Raw genomic sequence first — 23,046 nt, forward strand, 5'->3', positions numbered from 1 at the left:
CTTAACCGTAGCGGCCGGTGATATAATCCTTGGTGCGTTCCTGCTTCGGGTTGGTGAAGATGTCGGTCGTCTTACCGTATTCGACCAGCGTCCCGAGGTGGAAAAAGGCGGTGCGCTGCGACACGCGGGCCGCCTGCTGCATGTTGTGCGTGACGATCACGATAGCATATTTTCCGCGCAGTTCGTGGATCAGCTCCTCGATCTTGGCGGTCGCGATCGGGTCGAGCGCCGAGCAGGGCTCGTCCATCAGGATGACTTCGGGGTCGACCGCAATCGCCCGCGCGATGCACAGGCGCTGTTGCTGGCCGCCCGACAGCGCGGTGCCGCTTTCACCCAGCCGGTCCTTGACCTCGTCCCACAGGCCGGCGCGGGTCAGCGCGCGCTCGACGATGACGTCGAGGTCGGCCTTGTTCGCGGCAAGCCCGTGGATGCGCGAGCCATAGGCGACATTGTCATAGATCGACTTGGGAAAGGGATTGGGCTTCTGGAACACCATGCCGACGCGCGCGCGCAACTGCACAACGTCCATCGACGGCGCGTAGATGTCCTCGCCATCGAGTTCAATCCGGCCGGTGACGCGCGCGCTGGCGACGGTGTCGTTCATGCGGTTGAGCGACCGCAGAAAGGTCGACTTGCCGCAGCCCGAGGGGCCGATGAAGGCGGTGACTAGGTCGGTGCCGACGTCGATCGACACGTCCTTGATCGCCTGCTTGTCGCCGTAGAAGACATTGACGCCCTCGGCGCGCATCTTGGGATCGGCGATGATCAGATCGTCGTTGGTCATGGTCAGGGAGCTCATTTTCACCAGCGTTTTTCGAACTTGTTACGGAGATAGATGGCAAGGGCGTTCATCGACAGCAGCACGAACAGCAGCACGATTATCGCCGCCGACGTCTTTTCGACGAAGCCGCGATCGACCTCGTCCGACCAGAGGAAAATCTGCATCGGCAGCACCGTCGAGGGCGAGCAGAGGCCGCCCGGAACGTCGCCGATGAAGGCGCGCATCCCGACGAGCAGCAGCGGCGCCGTCTCGCCCAGGGCGCGCGCCATGCCGATGATCGTGCCGGTCAGGATGCCGGGCAGGGCGAGCGGCAGGACATGGTGGAACACCACCTGCACGGGACTGGCCCCGACCCCCAATGCGGCGTCGCGGATGGACGGCGGCACCGACTTGATCGCGTTGCGGCTGGCGATGACGATCACCGGCATCGTCATCAGCGCCAGCGTCAGCCCGCCGACGAGCGGGCTGGCCTGGCAGAGGCCGAACCAATTGATGAACACGGCGAGCGCGAGCAGGCCGAAGATGATCGAGGGCACCGCGGCCAGATTGTTGATCGACACTTCGATCAGGTCGGTCCAGCGGTTCTTCGGCGCATATTCTTCCAGATAGAGCGCCGCGAGCACGCCGGTTGGAAAGGCGATCAGAAAGGCGATGAAGATCGTCATCAACGATCCCTTGAGCGCGCCCCAGATCCCCGCGACGGCAGGATCGGTCGCGTCGGCATTTTTGAAGAAGGGCGTGTGAAAGCCCGTCGACAGCTTGCCTTCCTTTTCAAGCGCATCGACCCGTTCGCCCAGCGCGCCTTTCGCGCCTTCCTTGGCGGCGATGTCGACCGCGCTCGATGCGGGGAGTTCGAACAGCGACTTGCCGTCGAGCAGCTCGGGATCGGCCTTGATCCGGGTGCGGACTTCCTTCCACGCATTTTCGCTGATCAGCTGCGACCCGTCCTTGCCCAGCGCCTCGTCCGCGGCAAAGGCGACGATGTCGGCGAGCCCGGCGTTGGCGATCACCTGATCGGCGTCGGCGTCCGACAATCGCGCCTTATCGACCGTCAGCGGCATCGCCTTGAAGTCGATCGGCACCGCGACATGGGTGTAGGTAAATCCCCGCGCGCCGTTGCCGACCATCACGAACAGCAGGAAGGCGAGGAAAAAGCCCGACAGCAGCACCGCGCCCAGCCCCATCGCCTTGAACCGGCGTTCGGCGGCGTAGCGGCCCGCGATGCGCTTTTGCATCGCCGCGCCTTTCCAGTCGGTCGGGGCGGTGTCTCTATTCATAAGCTTCGCGATACTTTTTGACGATGCGCAGGGCGACGATGTTGAGCAGCAGCGTGACGATGAACAGCACGAGGCCGAGCGCGAAGGCCGCGAGCGTCTTGGCGCTGTCGAACTCCTGGTCGCCGGTCAGCAGCTTGACGATCTGCGCCGTCACTGTGGTGACGCTGGCGAAGGGGTTGGCGGTGAGGTTGGCGGAGAGGCCCGCGGCCATCACCACGATCATTGTTTCGCCGATCGCGCGGCTGACCGCGAGCAAGATGCCGCCCATCACGCCCGGAAGCGCGGCGGGGATCAGCACCTGGCGGATCGTTTCGTTCGGCGTCGCGCCGAGCGCGAGGCTGCCGTCGCGCATCGCCTGCGGCACCGCGTTGATGCTGTCGTCGGCCATCGACGAGACGAAGGGGATGATCATCACCCCCATCACGATACCCGCGGCGAGCGCGCTTTCGGTGCTCGCATTCGGCACGCCCAGCATCACCGCAAAATTGCGCAGCGCGGGCGCGACGGTCAACGCCGCGAAATAGCCGTAAACGACGGTCGGCACGCCCGCCAGGATCTCTAGGCACGGCTTCACCCATTTGCGCACCGTCGGCGCCGCATATTGGGTGAGGTAGACCGCGGTCATCATCCCGATCGGGATCGCGACAATCATCGCGATGATCGCGCCGATCAGCACCGTGCCCCAGAACAGCGGGATGCCGCCGAAGGTGCCGGGCTGCGGCGAGCCGCTCTGCGGGTTCCAATAGGTGCCGAACAAAAGCTCGGTCGCGGGGACGAGGCGGAAGAAGCGGATCGATTCGAAGAGCAGCGAGAGCACGATGCCGAAGGTCGTCAGGATCGCGACGAGCGAGGCGATGAGCAGCAGCGCCATTACGATCCGCTCGACCCGCGTCCGCGCCCGGAAATTGGGCTTGATTCGCGTGAAGGCGTAAAGGCCGCCGGCGAGCGCCAGCGCGAGCATCGCCGCGATGCCGATCCACGCAAAACGGTGCGTCGCATCGGCATAGGGTTTGACGAGCGGTGCCGCCTCGGCGATGCGCACGGCGGCCTGCTTGCCCTGCGCGACGGCGCGTGCGTCGGACAGCATCGCGCCGCGTTCGAAGCCGAAGGCTGGCAGGCTCTGCGCCTCGGGACTGGCGAGCACCGCATTGGTGATCAGCGCCGGCGACATGCTCGACCAGACGGCAAGGAAGATCGCGGCGGGGGCGAACAGCCACAGCGCGACGTACCAGCCATGATATTGCGGCCGCGAATGCAGCCGGGTGCCCGCGCGGCCGGCGAGCAGCGCCGAGCGCGCCCGGCCGGCCAGCCAGCCGATCAGCGCAAGCCCCGCGATCAGGAGCAATAAAGCGGCGGCGTTGAAAGTCACATCGTCCCCGTTATCGTCTGGCCCGCCGCAACCCAAAGCGGCCGCGCGTGGCAATTTGATGACTCGGCGTCATAATTTCCGCCGTCATCGAACATGGCGTCATTGCGAGAAGCGAAGCGACGAAGCAATCTCCCGCCATCGGCATGGCGGTGCGCCGGCTGGAGATTGCTTCGCTTCGCTCGCAATGACGAAATCCCCGCAAAAAGCGGCGGCCGGGGCAGGGGGATGTGGCCCCCCGCGTCCCGGCCGCCGGCGGGGGAGATTATTTAAGCTCCGAACCGTCGAGCGGCGTCATGCCCTTCGCCGCGGCGGCGGCCTTCGCCGACACGTCGGGGGGCGAGATCACCAGGCCCTTGGCGGCCAGATAGCCGTCCTTCGCCGCACCCTTCAGGAATTCGGCGACATATTCGGCCAGGCCGGGGATCACGCCGACATGCGCCTTCTTGATATAGATGAACAGCGGGCGCGCGCCGGGATAGCTGCCGCCGGCGATCGTGTCATAGGTCGGGCTGACGCCCTGCACCGGAACCGCCTTGATCTTATCCTTGTTCGCATCGAGGTACGAAAAGCCGAAGATGCCCAGGCTGTCGGGGTTCTTGTCGAGCTTCGAGATGATCAGATTATCATTCTCGCCCTGTTCGACATAGAAGGGCGCGCCGCGCAGGCCGGTGCACACCGCTTCATGCTTGTCCTTGTCGCTGTCCTTCAGCGCCTTCATCGCGGGGTCGGCGTCACAGCCCTTGCCCATGATCAGTTCCTTGAACGCGTCATAGGTGCCGCTGGTCGACGGCGGGCCGAAGACCGAAATGCCGACAGCGGGCAGCGCCGGGTTGACGTCTTTCCACGTCTTGGCGGTGTTGGGCTTGCCATATGGGTTGGCGGCCAAAGCCTTATAGACATCTTCCTCGGTCAGCTTGAAGCCGGGGCCGCGCTGCGCTTCGCCCAGCGCGATGCCGTCGATGCCGACCTGGATTTCGACGATGTCCTTGACGCCATTCTTGACGCAGGTGTCGAATTCCTTCTTCTTCATGCGGCGCGAGGCGTTCGAGATGTCGGGGGTGTCACCGCCGACACCCTGGCAAAAGCGTTCGAAGCCGCCGCCGGTGCCGGTCGAATCGATCTTCGGCGTCTTGTTGCCCGTCGCTTCGGCGAATTTTTCGCCGACCGCAGTGGCAAAGGGATAGACGGTCGAGGAGCCGACGGCGCTGATATAATCGCGCGCGGCGCCGCCCGAGGAGGCCTGATCCTGACACGCCGAAAGCGCCAGCGCGGCGGTCGCGGCGCAGGCGAGCAGGCCGGTGGTGCGGGCAAATTTCTTCACCATGAAATGATCCTGTCGGGGGTCGTTACCGAACCAAGCCGCCACCCCCGCGGCGACTCGCTGAGGGCCATTTGGGGGTTTTGTGTGACGCGTTTGTGACAGGGAGTGTCATGGAAGTGTCATGGATGGCTATGCATTCTCGATCACGAGTATCGCATTGTGCAGTGCGGTATACGGTGTCTTTGTTTCGCCTTTCTGAGATCTAGGCCGTGTCGACAAAAGGGATTCCCAAACGCGCGTTTGGGAGTCCCTTTTGTCAACACGGCCTGGACAACTAGAGATAGGTCATTTCTGTATGGCAGGAAAGGTAACATGATCCTCATCACCGGCCACGTCATCCTGACCCCCGAGCATGGCGAGCGCATGATTGCGTTCGGCGCCGAGCATAGTGCGCGATCGCGGGGCGAGCCGGGGTGTCTGGCGCAACATTGCCATATCGATGCCGTGCCTCGACAGGCTGGGGATGGCTCGGCTTATGAATGTCTGACGTTCGTCGAGGAGTGGGAGAGCGTCGATGCGGTGCGCGCCCATTTCGCGCTGCCCGCCTCGCGCGCCTTCGTCGCCGACATGCGCGCCCTCTCGCCGCAACCGCCCGCGATCCGCATTTATGCCGCCGAGGATATTACGGCGAAGCTGATGGGGTAAATCTCCCCTCCCGCTTGCGGGAGGGGTTGGGGGTGGGCCGCGCGCCGGTGCGCGCATCCGATGTTGATTGCCCACCCCGCTGCGACTAGCGAACGGGTTCGCAAATCTCGCAGCCCCTCCCGCATGCGGGCGGGGAGAGATCAGGCCGGGGGCATATGACGGGGTTCGAATTCAGCTTTTCCTTTTTCGGCCTGATCCTGGGCCTCGCGCTGGCCGAGGGGCTCGGCGGGCTGGCGCGCGCGCTCAAAGCCAGCCACCGCGTCCGCATCGGCTGGCCGACCGCGCTGCTCGGCCTGTTCGTGTCGTGCGACGTGGTGACCTTCTGGATGTTCGGATGGAATCTGCGCGAGCTGTTGCCGCTGAACTGGCCGATCCTGTTCGGCGGCTTCGTCGTCACCGCGGTCTATTTCGTCGCGGCGAGCCTGGTCTTTCCCGACGATCCGGAGGCGTGGGACGACCTCAACGCCCATTTCGACAAACAGCGGCGGCTGGTGATCGGCGGCGTCTTGCTGGCCAATATCGCGCTGGTCGCCGTCACCTGGGCCTTTGTCGGACTCCCCAGGGCGGGCTCGTTGCGTGCCTTCATCCTCGCATGGTCCTTCTTCCCCGTCGCCGCGCTCGCGATCGCGGCAAAGGACCGCCGTATCGTCGTCGCCTGCCTGATCTGGCTCCTCGCGCTCTATCCGCTGTCGGCGGTGTGGCATTGATCCTTTAAAAATCATCACCCCGGACATGCTCGGCGGTCATGGCCTTGGGACAGGTGGGCAAGTGTTCCCCGGCGAAAGTCGGGGCCATGACAGGGTGCGACACGTCATCTGGGCCCCGGCTTTCGCCGGGGATCACAATATCGATGCGGGCTTGCCCCGCGTTCGTCGGCCCAGACCTGATCCTGGATGACAGGAGAGGGGGCCGCGCCCTATCTCTCCAGCAACGGCGCCAGATACTGCCCCGTGAAGCTGCGCGGTTCCTTCACCACCTGTTCGGGGGTGCCCGCCGCGACGATCTCGCCGCCCTTGACCCCGCCTTCCGGGCCGAGGTCGACGATCCAGTCGGCGGTCTTGATGACGTCGAGATTATGTTCGATCACCACCACGCTGTTGCCCTGATCGACGAGCGCCTGCAGCACTTCGAGCAGCTTGCGCACATCCTCGAAATGGAGGCCGGTCGTCGGTTCGTCGAGGATGTAGAGCGTCTGTCCGGTCGAGCGGCGCGAGAGTTCCTTGGCGAGCTTCACCCGCTGCGCCTCGCCGCCCGACAAGGTCGTCGCCTGCTGCCCGACCTTGATATAACCGAGACCGACGCGGACGAGCATCTCCATCTTGTCGCGGATCGCGGGCACCGCCTTGAAGAACTCCGCCGCATCCTCGACCGTCATGTCGAGCACGTCGGCGATGCTCATCCCCTTGAATTTCACCTCGAGCGTTTCGCGATTGTAGCGTTTGCCGTGGCACGTCTCGCACGTAACATAGACGTCGGGAAGGAAGTGCATCTCGATCTTGATGAGGCCGTCGCCGGTGCAGGTTTCGCAGCGCCCGCCCTTGACGTTGAAGCTGAAGCGGCCGGGCTTGTAACCGCGCGCCTGCGCCTCGGGCAGCCCCGCGAACCAGTCGCGGATCGTCGTGAAGGCGCCGGTGTACGTCGCGGGGTTCGAGCGCGGGGTGCGGCCGATCGGCGACTGGTCGATATCGATCACCTTGTCGCAATGCTCAAGGCCGGTCAGGCTGTCGTGCGGCCCGGCGACGAGCCGCGCGCCGTTGAGCGTCCGCGCCGCGCTGGCATAGAGGGTGTCGATGACGAGGCTCGACTTGCCGCTGCCCGACAGGCCGGTGACGCAGGTGAAGGTGCCGAGCGGGATCGTCGCGGTGACATTCTGGAGGTTGTTGGCGCGTGCGCCCTTCAGCACCAGGTCGAAGCCGTTACCGGGGCGGCGGTGCGTCGGCACTTCGATCTTCTTCGCGCCGGTGAGGTAGGCCGCGGTCAGGCTCTTCTTGTTCGCCAGCACCTGTTTCAGCGTGCCTTCGGCGACGATCTCGCCGCCGTGGACGCCCGCGCCGGGGCCCATGTCGACGACATAATCGGCGTGGCGGATCGCATCCTCGTCATGTTCGACGACGATGACCGTGTTGCCGAGGTCGCGGAGGCGCTTCAGTGTCGCGAGCAGCCGGTCGTTGTCGCGCTGGTGCAGGCCGATGCTCGGTTCGTCGAGGACGTAAAGCACGCCGGAGAGGCCGCTACCGATTTGTGACGCAAGACGGATGCGCTGGCTTTCGCCGCCGCTCAGCGTGCCGCTGGTGCGGTTGAGGTTAAGATAATCGAGCCCGACATTGTTGAGGAAGCCGAGCCGCTCGTTGATCTCTTTCAGGATCGCCTTGGCGATCTGGCGCTGCTGATCATTGAGCTTCTCGTCGAGCGTGCTGAACCAGGCTAGCGCGTCGGCGACCGAGCGCTGCGCGGACATGCTGATGTCCTCGCCCGCGATCTTTACCGCGAGCGGTTCGGGACGCAGGCGCGCGCCGTGGCACGTCTCGCATGGCTGTGCGGTCTGATATTTGCCCAGTTCCTCGCGCATCCACGCGCTTTCGGTCTGGAGCATCCGGCGGTTGAGGTTGCCGATCACGCCCTCGAACGCCTTGTGCGTCGTATAGGTGCGCCGGCCGTCCTTGAAGGTCAGCTCGACCGGTTTGCCGCCGCTGCCATAAAGAATAATGAGCTGCACCTCGCCGGGCAGATCCTGCCACGGCGTGTCGAGGCCGAATCCATAGGCTTTGCCCAGGCTTTCAAGCACCTGCATATAATAGGGCGAGGGCGGGTTCGATTTCGCCCACGGCACGACGGCGCCTTTTTTCAGGCTGAGCGCATGGTTGGGAACGACGAGTTCGGGGTCGAATTCCAGCCGTTCGCCGAGCCCGTCGCATGCGGGACAGGCGCCCTGCGGCGCGTTGAAGCTGAACAGCCGCGGTTCGATCTCGGCGATCGTGAAGCCCGAAACGGGGCAGGAAAATTTCTCGGAAAAGATGATGCGGTTGGCCGGGATGCCGGCGCCTTTCATGGCGCCGCCGACTTCGCCGTCGCGCCCCGGAACGTCGCCGTCGGCAAGGTCGACATAGGCGAGCCCTTCGGCGAGTTTCAGCGCCGTCTCGAAACTGTCGGCAAGCCGCGTCGCGATCCCCTCGCGTACGACGATGCGATCGACCACGACCTCGATGTCATGCTTGTATTTCTTGTCGAGCGCCGGGGCGTCCTCGATCTCGTAAAACTCGCCGTCGATGCGGACGCGGGTGAAGCCGTCCTTCTGCCACTGCGCGAGTTCCTTCTTATATTCGCCCTTGCGCCCGCGCACGACGGGCGCGAGCAGATAGGCGCGCGTGCCCTCGGGCAGGTCCATCACCCGATCGACCATCTGGCTGACCGTCTGCGCCGAGATCGGCTCGCCCGTTGCGGGCGAATAGGGAATGCCGACACGCGCCCACAGCAGGCGCATATAGTCATAGATTTCCGTGACGGTGGCCACCGTCGAGCGCGGGTTACGGCTCGTCGTCTTCTGTTCGATGCTGATCGCCGGCGACAGCCCGTCGATATGTTCGACGTCGGGCTTCTGCATCATTTCCAGGAACTGGCGCGCATAGGCCGACAGGCTCTCGACATAGCGCCGCTGACCCTCGGCATAGATGGTGTCGAAGGCGAGGCTCGACTTGCCGCTGCCCGACAGGCCGGTGATGACGATCAGCGCATCGCGCGGCAGATCGACGTCGACGCCCTTCAGATTATGCTCGCGCGCGCCGCGCACCGAAATATGGGTGAGACTCATGGGGAGGGTATGTTCCAGATTTGTTCCGGCCGCGCAAGAGGGCGCCGCTCGCTCGAACGCCTAGATAGGAAGCGGCTGCTTTGCGCGCAACGGGGCGGCGATTCCACCAACGAACGAGTGCGTTCGACCAGCGGCCTGCATCTTGCTTGACCTGCGATTGGCGCGGGCGGACAAGTCGCCATGGCCTGCGGCGGATCGGCCCTTGAACCGTGCGCGGGGGTAGGAGACTGGGGAATGAAGATGTTTTTGGGCGGCACCGCTGCCGTCGCTATCGCCGCCGCGCTGATCGCAGCACCTGTTCTGGCCCGCAATGCTGGCGCCGACGCTTCCTTGGTCGCTGCGACCGATGCTGCGGCCGGCGCCGAAGACGGGTCGCTCAAGCCGCTGACCTTCGGAAGCTGGGGCGTCGATCTGGGCGCGCGCGACACGTCAGTAAAGCCGGGCGACGATTTCGACAAATATGCCAATGGCGCATGGTTCGCGCGCACCGAAATTCCGGCCGATCAGGCATCGGCCGGCGTCGATTACGCTGTCTATAATCTGACGCAGCGTCAGCTCCGCCAGCTCGTCATCGGCGCACCCGCGACCAGTCAGGTCGGCGGGCTTTATCAAAGCTTCATGGACGAAAAGCGCGTCGCACAATTGGGCACCAAGCCGCTGATGGCCGACATCGCTGCCGTCGCGGCGATCAAGGACAAGAGCGAAATGGCGCGCTTCATGGGCGCGTCGCAGGGAAGCTTCGGCGCCTCGATCGTGGGCGGCGGCCCCTATGCCGATCCCGACACGCCGACGGTCAACGTGCTGTGGCTCGGGCAGGGCGGGATCGGGCTTCCCGACCGCGATTATTATCTGAACGAGAGCTTCAAGCCGCAGCGTGAGGCCTATCGCGCCTATATCGCGCGGACGATGAAGATGATCGGTAACCCCGATCCCGAAAAGGCCGCCGATGCGGTGCTGGCGTTCGAGACCGAGATCGCCAAGGTGAGCTGGGCGATCGCCGAGCGCCGCGATCTGGGCAAGATCAACAACCCGATGTCGTCGGAGGCGCTGGCCGCCTATGCGCCCGGGCTCGACTGGAGCGCCTGGTTCGCGGGCGCCGACATTCCGGCGCAGAAGCGCATCATCGTCAACGAAAATACCGCGATCCGCGACATCGCAGCGCTCTATGGCAAGACGCCGCTCGACACGCTGAAGCTGTGGCAGGAATTCCATGTCGCCGACAATGCGGCCAATTATCTGTCCGACGACTGGGTCGACAGCCGCTTCGAATTCTCGAAGGCGCTGAGCGGCGTGACCGAGATGCGGCCGCGCTGGAAGCGCGGGCTGCGCCTTGTCGATAGCAGCCTGGGCGAGCTGGTTGGCGAGGAATATGCGAAGCAATATTTCCCGCCGAGTGCCAAGGCGAAGATGGAAACGCTCGTCGCCAATCTGAAGCTGGCGATGGGCGACCGCATCCGCGGCAACAGCTGGATGGCGCCCGCCACCAAGGAAGCCGCGCTCGCCAAGCTGGACAAGATGGACGTGATGGTCGGCTACCCCGACAAGTGGCGCGACTATTCGGGGCTCAAGATCGATCCCGCCGACCTCTACGGCAATGTGAAGCGCAGCGCGGCGTTCGAATATGCCTATCAGCTCGCCGACCTGGACAAGCCGGTCGACCGCAAGAAATGGTCGATGAACGCGCAGGAAGTGAACGCCTACAACGGCGGGCTTGAAAACAAGATCGTTTTCCCGGCCGGTATTCTGCAGGCGCCCTATTTCAGCGAGACGGTCGACGATGCGGTCAACTATGGCGCGATCGGCGCCGTGATCGGCCATGAAATCACTCATGGTTTCGACGATCAGGGGCGCAAGATCGATGCGAGCGGCGCCGTGCGCGACTGGTGGACCAAGGAAGATGCCGCGCGCTTCGATGCGCAGGCCAAGGGCTTCGGCGCGCAATATGCGACCTATGAGGCGGCGCCGGGTGCGTTCATCAACCCCGATCTGACGATGGGCGAGAATCTCGCCGACCTTGCGGGGCTCGAGGTCGCCTATGACGCCTATCACCGGTCGCTGAACGGCAAGGAAGCGCCAGTGATCGACGGGCTGACCGGCGATCAGCGCTTCTTCCTCGCCTTTGCGCAGGCGTGGCGTGACAAGGCGCGCGAGGATGCGACCAAGCAGCAGGTAGCGAGCGACCCGCACAGCCCGGCGCGCTGGCGCATCATCGGTCCGCTGCGCAACGTCGATGCCTGGTACAAGGCGTTCAACGTCGCGCCGGGGACCAAATATTATCTGAAGCCCGAGGATCGCACGCGCATTTGGTAAACCGGCGGCGCCCTTTTATCCCCTCCGCGCAATGCCGCTGGTCGCGGAACGCAACTTGCGGCAAAGCGTTGGACGGGCAGGGAGCTCGGTTTAAGGAGATTTCTTGATGACCAGATCGATTTTTGCCGCCGCGGTCGTCGCGGCGCTGATGAGTTCCGCGCCGGCGATGGCTCAGAAGCTGCCAGACGGCACGACCGCTCAGGAACGCGCGGATACCGCGAAGCTGAATGCCGAGCAGCTCGCGAAGGCCGATGCCGAAACCGCGCGCTATCAGCAGAGCGTTTCGCAATATGAGCAGCAAAAGGCTGCGATCGCCGAGCAGGCGGCCGCTGCGCAGGCGAAATATGCCGACGAAACCGCCGCTTATGAAGCGGAAAAGGCTCGCGTCGCGGCGATGGCCGCCGAAGAACGCCAAAAATGGGAAGCCGATGTCGCGGCATGCAAGGCGGGCGACACCAGCCGCTGTGCCAAGCCGCAGCCCAAGGAATAGTGCTGCCAATCGGCACGCGATCCCGTGAGATTAAAGGGGCTCCGACGACAGGTCGGGGCCCCTTTTTATTGGCGCGCTTCCGTTCGTCCGTTGGTCGCCCTTTGTAGGCGCTTCATCTTTCAATCGACTCGTCGCTGGGGCTGATCGAAGCGCGTATGAATGGCGCGAAAAATTGGCGCATTCCGTGGGTTGCGGGATGCGAGGCGACCAGACTTCCCCGGTTACGGCGCAGCGTGTCCCGCATCCCATAACGGATGAGAGGACTCTCCCATGTCACACCGTATTGCCAAATATTTGCTCATGACAGGCGCCGCTGCATTGTCGGCAGGCGCCGCCGCCCCGGTCGCGACTGCCGCCGAGGCGCGCGTCGCGGATACCGATGATGCGCCGACGGTCATCGTGCCGTACGGCGATCTCAATCTGAGCAGCGTCAAGGGCCGCGCTCGGCTGGAAACGCGCGTACGCATCGCCATTCGCGGCATGTGTCGTACCGATCCCCGAGCGACGCTGTCTCAGCGGGCGCAGGAACGCGACTGCATTGTCCATGCGCGTCGCAGCGCCGAACCGCAGATGGCGGCGTTGTTCGGTGGCAGCGATATGAAATTGGCACTTGAACGTCCGGCGGAGGTTGCCGTCCGCTAACCGGCGGTAGAGGCGGTCATGCGCCGTGCATGATCGCCTTTACGTCGTGCAGGTAAGTGCGACCGATCCGGTGTTGGCCGCCTTCGCCCAGGTCCACACTCCACGCGCCGTCGCCATGATGCTTGAGGCCGACGATGCCGTCGCGCCGGACCATTTTGGACCGGTGAATGCGCATGAACTGATCGGGGTTCATCCGCTCTTCCAATGATTTGATCGTCTGATGAATTAGCCAGCTGCGGCTGCCGACATAGAGGCGCATATAGTCGCGTTCGGCCTCGATCAGATCGACTTGCGCCGCATCGATGCGCAGCATTTCGCCGCGGTTCTGGACCCAGAATTCGTTGATCCACCGGCTCTTCGGCGGGGCGGCTCGCCCGGCGCTGCGCCATTCGCGAACGCGCGCGAGGGCTTTGGCGAGGCGATCGGGTGATACCGGCTTGAGCAGATAATCGACTGCGGCGACGTCGAAGGCTGCGACAGCATAGCGATCGAACGCCGTGACGAAGACGATGGCTGGCGGACAATCGAGCTTTTCGAGCGCGGTCGCCACCTCCAGCCCGTCGAGGTCGGGCATGGCGATATCGCAAAGCAACAGATCGGGCGCGAGCGCCTCGACCATGCGCAGCGCCGATGCGCCGTCGCTGGCGGTACCGACGAGCGAAACCCCGTCCTGCTGCCCCGCCAGAATCTGAAGCCGTTCGATCGCCAGCGGCTCGTCATCGACGATCAGGGTGCGCAGCGTCTGCAGCATGTCAGTGTCCTTCGCCCGCGATCGGCAGCCACAGCGATACCGCGAAGCCGCCGCTGTCCGACCGTCCCCATTCGCAGCCTGCCACCGGGCCGTAGCGTGTGATCAGCCGTTCGCGGACGTTGCCGAGCCCGAGGCCGGTGCCCGATTCGGGGGTCGGTGCGGCGGGGTCGATGTCATTTTCGATCCGGATCACGAGCAGCCCATATTCGCTGCTCGCCGACAGGCGGATCGCAATCCTTCCCTTGCTGGGAGCAACGCCATATTTGATCGCATTTTCGATGATCGGTTGCAGGATCAGCACGGGAACGCGCGCATTCTCCAGCGCTTTCGGCATCGTCACCTCGACCTGCAGGCGGTCGGGAAAGCGCGCCTGCTCGATCTGGAGATAAAGGCGCTGGAGCGCCATTTCCTCGTCGAGGCTGACGAGCTGTTCGGGATCGATCGCGAGGCTCGATCGCAGGAAGGACGACAGATTCATGATCATCGTCTCGGCCTCCGCCTGCGATCCGCGCATGACGAGCGTCGACAGCGAATTGAGCGTGTTGAACAGGAAGTGCGGGTTCACCTGATAGTGGAGCGCGCGCAGCTGCGCCGCCTGCGCCTCGACCCGGTAGCTGTTGGCGCGGCGCTCGACCGCGCGCATTTCGTTGGCATAGCCGAAGGCGACATAGAGCGCTGCCCATACCGCGAAGAAGAAATACCAGCGGATCGAGCTGTCGAGGATCAGCACCGTTTCCCAGGCAATGGGGAATTTGGACTGCACCTCTTCGATGATCTTCTGGGTATCGCCTGATGGAAACCAGTAGAAGAAGACGAGCAGATTGATGCTCGCGTAAATGACGACAAGCGGCACAGCGGCGCCCATCGCGACGGCAAGCCGCGCGCCAAAGCTTTTCGGCTGAACCCGCTGGATCAGCTGATAGAGGGTGAAGGTGCACAGGATACCGGCGATGACGACGATCGCGCGGCGGCCGATCGCACCCCATTGCTCGGCGGCCCCGGCCAGCAAGGCCAGCCCGGTCGTGATCAGGAAATAGATCAGCCACATCGCGATGATCGAACCGATCGCGACGCGGGGATTGACGCGGGCGTCCGACGCGCGCCAGCCCGGCGATGCGGCCAGCATGTGCGCACGCTGGTCGCGCAGCGTCTCTTTGCGGATGGTCATGTTCATTGCCGTCGCTTTTGCGCGAATATGGCGCAAAAAACTAGGTGCGCGCGCTGCGTCAGTCGAAGCCGCGCGCCTTTTGGTCGAAACGCGGCCGGTCAGGCGACGCGGGGTTGCGGCAGCGTGCGGCGCCAGTTGCCGCGGCGATAGACGATCCACGCCATCGTCAGCGACGCGAACGAGGAGAGCGGAAAGCTCCACCAGATCGCATCGCCGCCGAGCGCCGGGTAACCCAGATAATAGATGCCGAGGCGGATCGGGAACATCGACAGGAACAGGATGACGAGCGGTGGCACGACCGATCCGTTGGCGCGGAGCGTTCCGATCAGCACGATCGTCGTGCCGAAGGGCAGGAAGGTCCAGGTCGCGAGCAACTGGATATGGCGCGCGGCATCGATTGCCGCGGTATCGCCGCCGAGGAAAAGGGCGAGCGCAGCGCGGTCGAAAAGCAACAGCAGCGCGATCAGCACCCCGGTCATCATCAGGTTGATGGCGATGCCGCCGTTGGTGATCGTGGTGACGCGGTTCCACTTTGCAGCGCCGATATTCTGCGCGACCATGGCGCTGACCGCCGCGCCGACCGCGAGCGCGGGCATCTGGACATAGTTCCACAATTGCAGCGTCGCGCCATAGGCCGCGGCGGTGACGAGCCCTTCGCGATTGACCAGCCCGACCATCACCAGCCCGGCGCCCGAAATGACGAGCATCTGCGCGCCCATCGGCAGCCCCTTGCCGATGATGAAGCGCAGTTCCTCCATATTGGGGAGGAGGTATTTGAGCTCGGGTCCGCGCAGCCGCAGCACATGGTCGCGGGCATAGAACCAGCCGAGCATCGCGATCAGGCTGATCGTCCCGGCAATCGCCGTCGCGAGCGCGCTGCCCGCGATGCCGAGGCGCGGGAAGGGGGCGATGCCGAGGATCAGCAGTGGGTTGAGCGCGATGTCGAGAACGACCGACAACAGCATGAAGCGGAGCGGCGTCACCGCGTCGCCGGCACCGCGCGACGCCATCATCAGCGTCACCGCCAGCATGCTCGCCGGGATCGCGATGAAGGTCACGCGCAGATAATCATGTGCAAGGTCAAAGGCTTCTGGCGGGGTCTTGAGCCAATGCAGGATGGTGGTCGAGGCGAACCAGCCGACGATGGCGATGACGAGCGAGAAGATCAGCGCGAGGCCGACGACGGCACCGGTGGCGCGGCGTGCCGCGTCGGTATCGCCGCGCCCGATCGCCTGGCCGATCAGCACCGTCGCGGCCATTCCGAAGCCGAAGAAGGTCGCGAACATCAGGAACATGATGATGTTCGCATTGGCGGTCGCGGCGAGCGCGCTGCCGCCGAGGAACTGGCCGACCCACACCGAATTGATCGACCCCGACAGCGTCTGCAGCACGTTTGATGCGAGCGTCGGCAAGGCGAAGAGGATCAGCGTCTTCGCGATCGGCCCTTCGGTCAGGTTCATGCGTCCGGCGCCGCGCGCGGTCTGGCGCGGCGGAACCGGCGCGGCGGCGGGATCGGCAGCGGCGGCTACCGGCGTAACGGACGCGTCTTCGCTCACCCCAGCCGCGCCAGCGCGGCGGTCAGGCGGTCGGCCTCGGCCTCCTTGGCGGCATGGTCGGCGCGCGCCTTGTCGACCGCTTCGGGCTTGGCGCGTTCGACGAACGAGGGGTTGTTCAGCCGACCCGCGAGGCTGTCGCGTTCCTTGGCCGCGGCGGCGAGCGCCTTGGTCAGCCGCTCGCGCTCGGCGGCGATGTCGATCACGCCTTCGAGCGGGACGGTGATCGTCTCGCCCTCGACGACGAGCTGTGCCGAGGCACCAGCCGGAGCGGGATCGAAGCTGATCGCTTCGAGCCGCGCGAGGCGGTCGAGCTGCGCCGATAGCTTGTCGGTACGGCCCTTGAGCGATGCCGGAAAATGCGCGGTCAGGCGCGCGCCCGGCGGCAGGCCGAGCTCGGCCTTGGCGGTCCGCAGCTCGCTGACGAGCTTGATCAGCCAGTCGATGTCGGCGCTGGCGCCGGCGTCTTTCTCGGCCGCCGGAGCGGGCCATTTGGCGGTGATCAGCGGATAGTCGGCGCGGTCGCCGAGACCCGTCCACAGCTCTTCGGTGATGAAGGGCATGAAGGGGTGGAGCATGACGAGAATCTGGTCGAGCACCCAGCCGGCAACGGCCTTTGTCTCGCCGTCGATCGCGCCTCTCTCGACTTCGCTCGAGACAGGCTTGATCAGTTCCAGATACCAGTCGCAGAAACGGTCCCAGGCAAAGCTGTAGATCGCGTTCGCGGCCTCGTCGAAGCGATAGGCGGCGAAGGCGCTCTCCATCGCCGCGACGGTCGCGGCGACCTCGCCGATGATCCAGCGGTTGACCGGCAGCGTTGCGGCGGGGGCTTCGAAGCTGGTCGAGGCCGAAATGCCATTGGCTTCGCAGAAGCGCGCGGCGTTCCACAGCTTGGTCGCGAAGTTGCGATAGCCCGCGAGGCGCGCGTCATCCATCTTGATGTCGCGGCCCTGGCTTTCCATCGCCGCCATGAAGAAGCGCAGCGCGTCGGCCCCATACTGGTCGATGAGACCGAGCGGGTCGACGACATTGCCCTTCGACTTCGACATCTTCGCGCCGTCGGGCGCGCGGACGAGGCCGTGGAGATAGAGCGTCTTCCACGGCACGTCGCCCATGAACTCCATGCCCTGCATCGCCATGCGCGCATCCCAGAAGAAGAGGATGTCGAAGCCCGAGATGAGGACGTCGTTGGGGTAGTGGCGCTTTAAAAGCTCGGTGTTTTCAGGCCAGCCGAGCGTCGCGAAGGGCCAGAGCGCGGAGGAGAACCAGGTGTCGAGGACGTCCTCGTCTCGGGTCAGAGCGACGTCTGTGCCAGCCTGTGCCTGCGCTTCCTCTTCGGTCTCGGCAACGAAGATGCGGCCATCCTCGGCATACCAAGCCGGTATCCGGTGTCCCCACCAGAGTTGGCGCGAGACGCACCATGGCTGGATATTCTCCATCCAGTTAAAGAAGGTCTTTTCCCACGTCTTGGGCACGATGTTGATGCGGCCGTCGCGAACCGCCTGCATCGGCGGCTGCGCCAGCGTTTCGGCGTCGACATACCATTGGTCGGTCAGCCACGGCTCGATTACCACGCCGCCGCGGTCGCCGAAGGGGGTCTGGATCGTGCGCGGCTCGGCGTCATGTTCGTTGCCGTCCTTGTCGACGTGCGGGATCAGGAAGCCGGCTTCCTTCATCCGCGCCACGACCAGTTCGCGCGCGCCGTCTACGCCATCGCGCTTGAAGCGGTGGAGGCCGAGATATTCGTCCGGGATCAGGCCGTCGGCCGTCTGGATGACGTTCGCATCGCCATCGAACATGTTGAGCATTTCGCCGGGCTTGAACCCCGCGCGCTTGCCGACCTCGAAGTCGTTGAAATCATGCCCCGGCGTGATCTTCACCGCGCCCGAACCCAGTTCGGGGTCGGCATGTTCGTCGGCGACGATTTTGAAACGGCGGCCGGTGATCGGCTGGAGGATGTCCTTGCCGATCACGCTCTTGTAGCGCGCGTCATCGGGATGCACCGCGACCGCCATGTCGGCGAGCATCGTTTCGGGGCGTGTCGTCGCGACCTCGATATAATCGCGCCCATCGTCAAGCGTCACGCCGTCGGCAAGCGGATATTTGAAGTGCCAGAAGCCGCCCTGAACCTCGTGCGTTTCGACCTCGAGGTCGCTGATCGCGGTCTTGAGCTTGGGGTCCCAGTTCACCAGCCGCTTGTCGCGGTAGATCAGACCCTTTTTGTGCAGGTCGACGAACACCTTGACCACGGCGCGGGTGAAGTGCGGGTCCATCGTGAACTGCTCGCGCGACCAGTCCATCGAGCAGCCGAGGCGGCGGAGCTGGCCAGTGATCTGGCCGCCGCTTTCGGCCTTCCACTGCCAAACCTTTTCGACGAAGTCCTCGCGGCTGTAGTTGGTGCGCTTGTCCTGCCGCGCTTCCATCTGGCGTTCAACCACCATCTGCGTCGCGATGCCGGCATGGTCCATGCCGACGACCCACAGCACATCCTTGCCGCGCAGCCGCTCATAACGGACGAGCACGTCCTGCAGCGTGTTGTCGAGCGCATGGCCGATATGCAGCGCGCCGGTGACGTTCGGCGGCGGGTTGACGATCGTGAAGGGTGTCGCGTCGGGACGCGCGGGGCGATAGAGCCCGCGGCTTTCCCATTCGTGGGACCATTTCGCCTCGATAGCGGCGGGATCGAAGGTTTTTTCCATCGGCATAGCCGGGCGCCTTTGCCAGTCGGGGGGCGCAGCGGCAAGGGGGGACACGCATTTGCTGCAAGCCATCGCGTGTCCCCGCGAAGGCGGGGACCCATCTTCTGCCGGTTCCAACTTGCACCGGCCGGTGATGGGCTCCCGCCTTCGCGGGAGCACGCGGTCTTGCCTATTTCTTCAGATAGCTGTCCAACCAATTAAACACGGTCTGGTGCCACTGGACGCTGTTCGCGCCCTTCAGCACCCAATGGTTTTCGTCCGGAAAGACGAGCAGCTGCGACGGAACGCCGCGGCGCTGAAGCGCGGTGAAGGCGGCGAGGCCCTGCGTGTAGGGGATGCGGAAATCCTTCTCGCTGGTGATCACCAGCATCGGGGTTTTCCATTTGTCGACATGGTTCACCGGGTTCCATTTTTCATATTCTTCGGGAACCTTGAAATAGGGGCCGCCATGCTCCCATTCGTCGAACCACAATTCCTCGGTTTCATACGCCATCGCACGCGCGTCGAAGACGCCGTCGTGCTGGACGAGGCATTTGAAGCCGTCGGTCCACTGGCCGGCGATCCAGTTCATCATATAGCCGCCATAGGACGCGCCGAGCGCGCACGCGTTGGCGATGTCGAGCTGTGCATCCTGCTTGCCCGCCGCCGCGAGGCCGAGCTTCAGATCTTCGAGCGGCTTGCCGCCCCAATCCTTGTTGATGCTGTCGGTGAAAGCCTGCCCGTAACCCGTTGATCCGTGGAAATCGACGGTGACGACGCCATAGCCCTGCTGCGCGAACAGGCGGGGGTTCCAGCGCGTCGACCAGCTGTTGCCGAAGCTGCCCTGCGGACCGCCATGGACGATGAAGGCGACCGGCAGCTTCGCGGCGGCGGCGTTCGCGGGCTTCAGGATCATCCCCCACACCTTGTCGCCATTGGCGCCGGCGAACTGCATGCGATCGAGCCGCACCGGGTCGAATTCGGCCATGCGGTCGGCGTTGACCGCGGTGAGCTGCGTCACCTTGCCCTTGGCATCGCGGACATAGACGTCGGTGGGGGCTAGGGCGGTGTTGCGCGCATAGAGCAGCGCGCCGCCGGGCAGCACGCTGACGTCGCCGATATTGCCGTCGAAGGCTTCGTTCGACGCCTTCAGCCGTTCGACCTTGCCGGTCGCCGCGTCGACGCGGAACACCGGGTGATCGAGGACATCGTCGGCGGTGACGTAGAGCGCTTTGCCGTCGGGCGCCCAAGCGATCGAGGCGACCGAGCGATCCCACGCATCGGTCAGCTTCTTCGTCTCGCCGCTATCGAGGTTGCGGAGCATCAGCACCTGCCGGTCAGCCTCATAGCCCGGCCGCGCCATCGCGACATAGGCCAGCCATTTGCCGTCGGGCGACGGGGTGGGCAGGGTGTCGGTCGCCTGGTTCGCCTCGGTCAGATTGACCGGCATCATGCGGCTGTCGACCAGCCAGCTATAGATGTCGAGGTTGGTCGAGGTCGGCTCGTGGCGATCGGCCTTGCGCAGCGTGAAATAGACGGTGCGGCTGTCGGCGCCCCAGGCAAGCTCTTCGCCGCCGCCAAAGGGTTTCGACGGCGTGTCGCCGACCAGTCCGGCCGCGACCGGCCGCGCCGCGCTCGCCTTGCCGTCCGCCAGATTGAAAACGAAGGGGCGGCTGTGGGTGCCGGGGGTTTCCCATGTGTCCCAGTGACGGACGAAGCCGGTGCCGTCCTTGTAGAGCCGCCCGCTGCCGGGGCCGACGAGCGCGCCCTTGTCCTTTACGTCCTTCGCATCGCAGCCGAAATCGGCGCACTCCATCGGGATGTCGCCCCATGCGAGCAGGCGCGCGCCATCGGGCGAAATCTTGAAGCCCGCGACATCGGCCTTGGTATCGGTAACCTGCGTCGCGGCGCTGCCTGCGCTAGGATTTATCCGCCAGATCTGATCGCTGCCCGAGGCGTTCGAGAGGAAATAAAGGCTGCCGTCGGGCGCAAATGCGGGCGACGATTCATTCTTGCCGGGGGTATCGGCGATTCGTGCGGGCTCGGCGTCCTTGGCCTTGCGATCGACGAGCCAGAGCCCGGTCGAGCGCTTGTAGGTTTCGGGCGCTGTCTCGGTCATCTGGAACACGACCCACCGCCCGTCGGGCGAAGCCGTGGGCGCAGCGACGCGGCTGAGCGTCGCAAGATCGACCTCGGTCATCGGCCGGGCGAGAGCGGGCGTGCAAAGGGCGGCGGCGAGCGCGAGCGCGCTAGGGACGAGAATGTTACGCATGCCGTCGGTGTAGCGCTGCGGCGGGAAGGTTCAAGCCCCGAAGGCGGGTTTCAATATCTGCAATAAAATCCTCATGATGATCAAGGAGCATAAATAGAAAAGTAGCAATAATTTCCCAAGATAAACTATAAAATTATTCTTGCGCCGTCATTTTCTCTTCTATGTTAAATTTATAAATATCATAACTCATATAAAAATTTATTCTGCGGTATTTCTGATGAAGTCGGCGAATTAAACATGTCTGCAAGTGCAATCTTCATCTGTTTCAATGCGAGCAATGCGCTTGCGCAATAAGCTTTGAAGCGGTTCAGACAGATTGAATCGCAGATTTTCACTTAAATCCGTAGTGTCTGCCGCAATCCGAACGATTGGCGGAGCAGGCGCCTCGCCTGCTCTTCTAAGCATATGTTCTGCATCGACCGCGAGAATAAGCGCAGCTGCGGAGGCTAGAGCCGGCAGCGTCGCGGGATTTACATGGCCGCTGGCTCGGCAAATTTGAAGATTGGAGAAGCGGGTGTGCAGCGTCCAGTGCGACGAGCTGATCTCGATTTCACGGTGAAGGATAAGGCCAGTTTTCAGCCGTTCGGTTGCGTTGACAAGCGCGACGGCCTTTCGGCCATCGAGTCTCGGTCTTTTCAAAAGCGCCGGTACCGACGGAGAGTGAAGCAAGGCGTCATCATCGGCGACAATGCGCAGGCCGTCAGGAAAGCGGGGGAACAAGGCGCGCGCGTCGCGCGTCCAGCCTCGGAATATATGATATGGCGAAACCATGCCTGTTTCCGAGAAACCCGCAACCCAACGCGCGTCCATGGGTTGGATGGGGGCAGGCTCAAGATTCGGCATCTCAAATGGCGGACTGACATTATTGCTTCGACCGAGAGATTCAGGATGTCTGGCAAGGACGGGATCATCAACTCTTCCGCCTCGCGCTCGATCGTAGATCAGGCGGCAGGGTACCCCCAATGCCTGCAGATCGGCGGTACCGTATTGCGCTCCGGCGAGAAGGGGATGGCGCATTGCGCCATAGATCGCCCGCTTGAACAGCCACTCTTCCTTCGACCATGGCCCAGCCCAGTCGTGGGGGGCATCAGACATTTTTGCCACGAGCTGATTAACATGCCTCTGCCTGCCGTCATGATCATTCGCAAAATGGGGGCGGCGCGACCTCGTCACCGCCACGTCAATGTCGCCAACGCTATCCGCGCCTCGCATGAGGCTGCCAAATAGCCAGACTTGATCGACGTCCTGCACGCCATCCGGATTGCACCTGAGGGCTTCTATCCGATCCAGAAAGCTGTTCAGAACTGCCTGCGCCTTCGCCAAGGGCGTTCGCGGATTAGCCTTGGCAAGGGCGAGCGCCTCGCCGGTCTCGGTAAGTTTCGTTATCGTGGGATCGATCAACCCTCTGTCGAGGCATTCCTCGAATACGATGGCACCGTCGCTGCGTTCGGGAAACACGGTCTTCAGATCTATTGTCTTGCCTGGCGAGCGTGTTCGCGAGAAGCTGAGCAGCGCGCGCTTGAAAACCGAGGGCCGATAACCTGCTATCCGTGCGCTCCTGTCAAAGCTAATCCCCATGTCTTCAACTCCGGAGCTGCAACGCGTTCAGGGCAGATTGTTTTAACGATGGTCGCAAGGTGTTCGACCTGTCGCCGACGTGACGGCTGGAAGCATTGCCGTCCCGTCCGCCTGATTATCCAGAACTGCGCTGGGCCTTTCCACACGACGTTTGTACGCCAAGGCCTGTTTTTCTACGCCAGTCTGCCGCAACTCGGCCCAGTGGAGGCTCTGCGTCGTGACCGGCCGGCTCAGCATGCGGGAGTATGGCCACGCGTTCTCAAACGCCGGCGGTGTGTCGAGAGATGTCGGCTATCACCCGGAGCGCGGGTCTACACGTCACCCCGACACCGGTTCAGCGCTTCCATTTTGCGCTCGACCGATCTGCCGCTCACGTCATTTTCGTCCGCCATATTCTCATCCG

Annotated in this window: 16 protein-coding genes; 5 read left to right on the forward strand and 11 right to left on the reverse strand. The window is 63.9% G+C overall.

The window, feature by feature from the left end; all coding sequences use genetic code 11:
- Position 1: 1 nt before the first annotated feature.
- The 4 genes from pstB to MU856_RS03685 all read right to left on the reverse strand — a co-directional run bounded on the left by pstB (position 2) and on the right by MU856_RS03685 (position 4,751).
- Positions 2-784, reverse strand: a complete 783-nt coding sequence (gene pstB / locus MU856_RS03670; RefSeq protein ID WP_058812153.1) for a phosphate ABC transporter ATP-binding protein PstB — start codon at positions 782-784, stop codon at positions 2-4.
- Positions 785-801: 17 nt separating this feature from the next.
- Positions 802-2,058, reverse strand: a complete 1,257-nt coding sequence (pstA, locus tag MU856_RS03675) for a phosphate ABC transporter permease PstA (protein WP_058812039.1) — start codon at positions 2,056-2,058, stop codon at positions 802-804.
- Positions 2,051-3,427 carry a phosphate ABC transporter permease subunit PstC gene (gene pstC / locus MU856_RS03680; protein ID WP_062902141.1) on the reverse strand — a complete coding sequence of 459 codons (1,377 nt, stop codon included), beginning with the start codon at positions 3,425-3,427 and terminating at the stop codon, positions 2,051-2,053. Before pstC ends, pstA begins: the two co-directional genes overlap by 8 nt.
- A 262-nt stretch (positions 3,428-3,689) precedes the next feature.
- Positions 3,690-4,751 carry a substrate-binding domain-containing protein gene (locus MU856_RS03685; protein WP_062902142.1) on the reverse strand — a complete coding sequence of 354 codons (1,062 nt, stop codon included), beginning with the start codon at positions 4,749-4,751 and terminating at the stop codon, positions 3,690-3,692.
- A 309-nt stretch (positions 4,752-5,060) separates the two neighbouring features.
- Here MU856_RS03685 and MU856_RS03690 point away from each other — a divergent pair, with 309 nt between their 5' ends.
- Both MU856_RS03690 and MU856_RS03695 read left to right on the forward strand, forming a co-directional pair.
- Positions 5,061-5,393 (forward strand): putative quinol monooxygenase, encoded by a 333-nt coding sequence (locus tag MU856_RS03690; RefSeq protein WP_263588394.1) that lies wholly within the window; start codon positions 5,061-5,063, stop codon positions 5,391-5,393.
- A gap of 155 nt (positions 5,394-5,548) precedes the next feature.
- Positions 5,549-6,100 (forward strand): hypothetical protein, encoded by a 552-nt coding sequence (locus MU856_RS03695; protein WP_062902144.1) that lies wholly within the window; start codon positions 5,549-5,551, stop codon positions 6,098-6,100.
- A 209-nt stretch (positions 6,101-6,309) separates the two neighbouring features.
- Here the strand turns inward: MU856_RS03695 and uvrA are convergent, their stop codons facing one another.
- Positions 6,310-9,201, reverse strand: a complete 2,892-nt coding sequence (gene uvrA, locus MU856_RS03700) for an excinuclease ABC subunit UvrA (protein ID WP_263588395.1) — start codon at positions 9,199-9,201, stop codon at positions 6,310-6,312.
- A 234-nt stretch (positions 9,202-9,435) separates the two neighbouring features.
- Here uvrA and MU856_RS03705 point away from each other — a divergent pair, with 234 nt between their 5' ends.
- From MU856_RS03705 to MU856_RS03715, 3 genes are all read left to right on the forward strand, one after another.
- Positions 9,436-11,511, forward strand: coding sequence for a M13 family metallopeptidase (locus tag MU856_RS03705; RefSeq protein WP_263588396.1), 2,076 nt, complete (start codon positions 9,436-9,438; stop codon positions 11,509-11,511).
- Positions 11,512-11,617: 106 nt separating this feature from the next.
- A complete protein-coding gene (locus tag MU856_RS03710) occupies positions 11,618-12,001 on the forward strand; it encodes a hypothetical protein (RefSeq protein ID WP_062770740.1) in 384 nt (127 codons plus the stop codon).
- 270 nt (positions 12,002-12,271) lie between these two features.
- On the forward strand, positions 12,272-12,643 hold the full coding sequence (locus tag MU856_RS03715) for a UrcA family protein (RefSeq protein WP_082819927.1): 372 nt from the start codon (positions 12,272-12,274) through the stop codon (positions 12,641-12,643).
- Between the two features lie 16 nt (positions 12,644-12,659).
- Here the strand turns inward: MU856_RS03715 and MU856_RS03720 are convergent, their stop codons facing one another.
- The 6 genes from MU856_RS03720 to MU856_RS03745 form a co-directional block, all read right to left on the reverse strand.
- The gene (locus MU856_RS03720) at positions 12,660-13,394 is read right to left on the reverse strand and encodes a LytR/AlgR family response regulator transcription factor (RefSeq protein ID WP_062902148.1); all 735 of its coding nucleotides are present in this window, start codon (positions 13,392-13,394) and stop codon (positions 12,660-12,662) included.
- Position 13,395: 1 nt separating this feature from the next.
- Positions 13,396-14,562: a sensor histidine kinase gene (locus tag MU856_RS03725; protein ID WP_231737217.1), complete on the reverse strand. Its 1,167-nt coding sequence runs from the start codon at positions 14,560-14,562 to the stop codon at positions 13,396-13,398.
- 98 nt (positions 14,563-14,660) lie between these two features.
- The gene (locus MU856_RS03730) at positions 14,661-16,118 is read right to left on the reverse strand and encodes an MATE family efflux transporter (protein ID WP_238929657.1); all 1,458 of its coding nucleotides are present in this window, start codon (positions 16,116-16,118) and stop codon (positions 14,661-14,663) included.
- A complete protein-coding gene (locus tag MU856_RS03735; RefSeq protein WP_062902149.1) occupies positions 16,115-18,820 on the reverse strand; it encodes a valine--tRNA ligase in 2,706 nt (901 codons plus the stop codon). The genes MU856_RS03730 and MU856_RS03735 overlap by 4 nt, the downstream gene beginning before the upstream one ends.
- 163 nt (positions 18,821-18,983) lie before the next feature.
- Positions 18,984-21,065 carry an alpha/beta hydrolase family protein gene (locus MU856_RS03740; protein ID WP_062902150.1) on the reverse strand — a complete coding sequence of 694 codons (2,082 nt, stop codon included), beginning with the start codon at positions 21,063-21,065 and terminating at the stop codon, positions 18,984-18,986.
- Positions 21,066-21,296: 231 nt separating this feature from the next.
- Positions 21,297-22,643: a nucleotidyltransferase domain-containing protein gene (locus tag MU856_RS03745; protein ID WP_263588397.1), complete on the reverse strand. Its 1,347-nt coding sequence runs from the start codon at positions 22,641-22,643 to the stop codon at positions 21,297-21,299.
- Positions 22,644-23,046: the final 403 nt, after the last annotated feature.

It is taken from the genome of Sphingopyxis sp. GC21, from assembly GCF_025727575.1.
Lineage (GTDB): Bacteria > Pseudomonadota > Alphaproteobacteria > Sphingomonadales > Sphingomonadaceae > Sphingopyxis > Sphingopyxis terrae_A.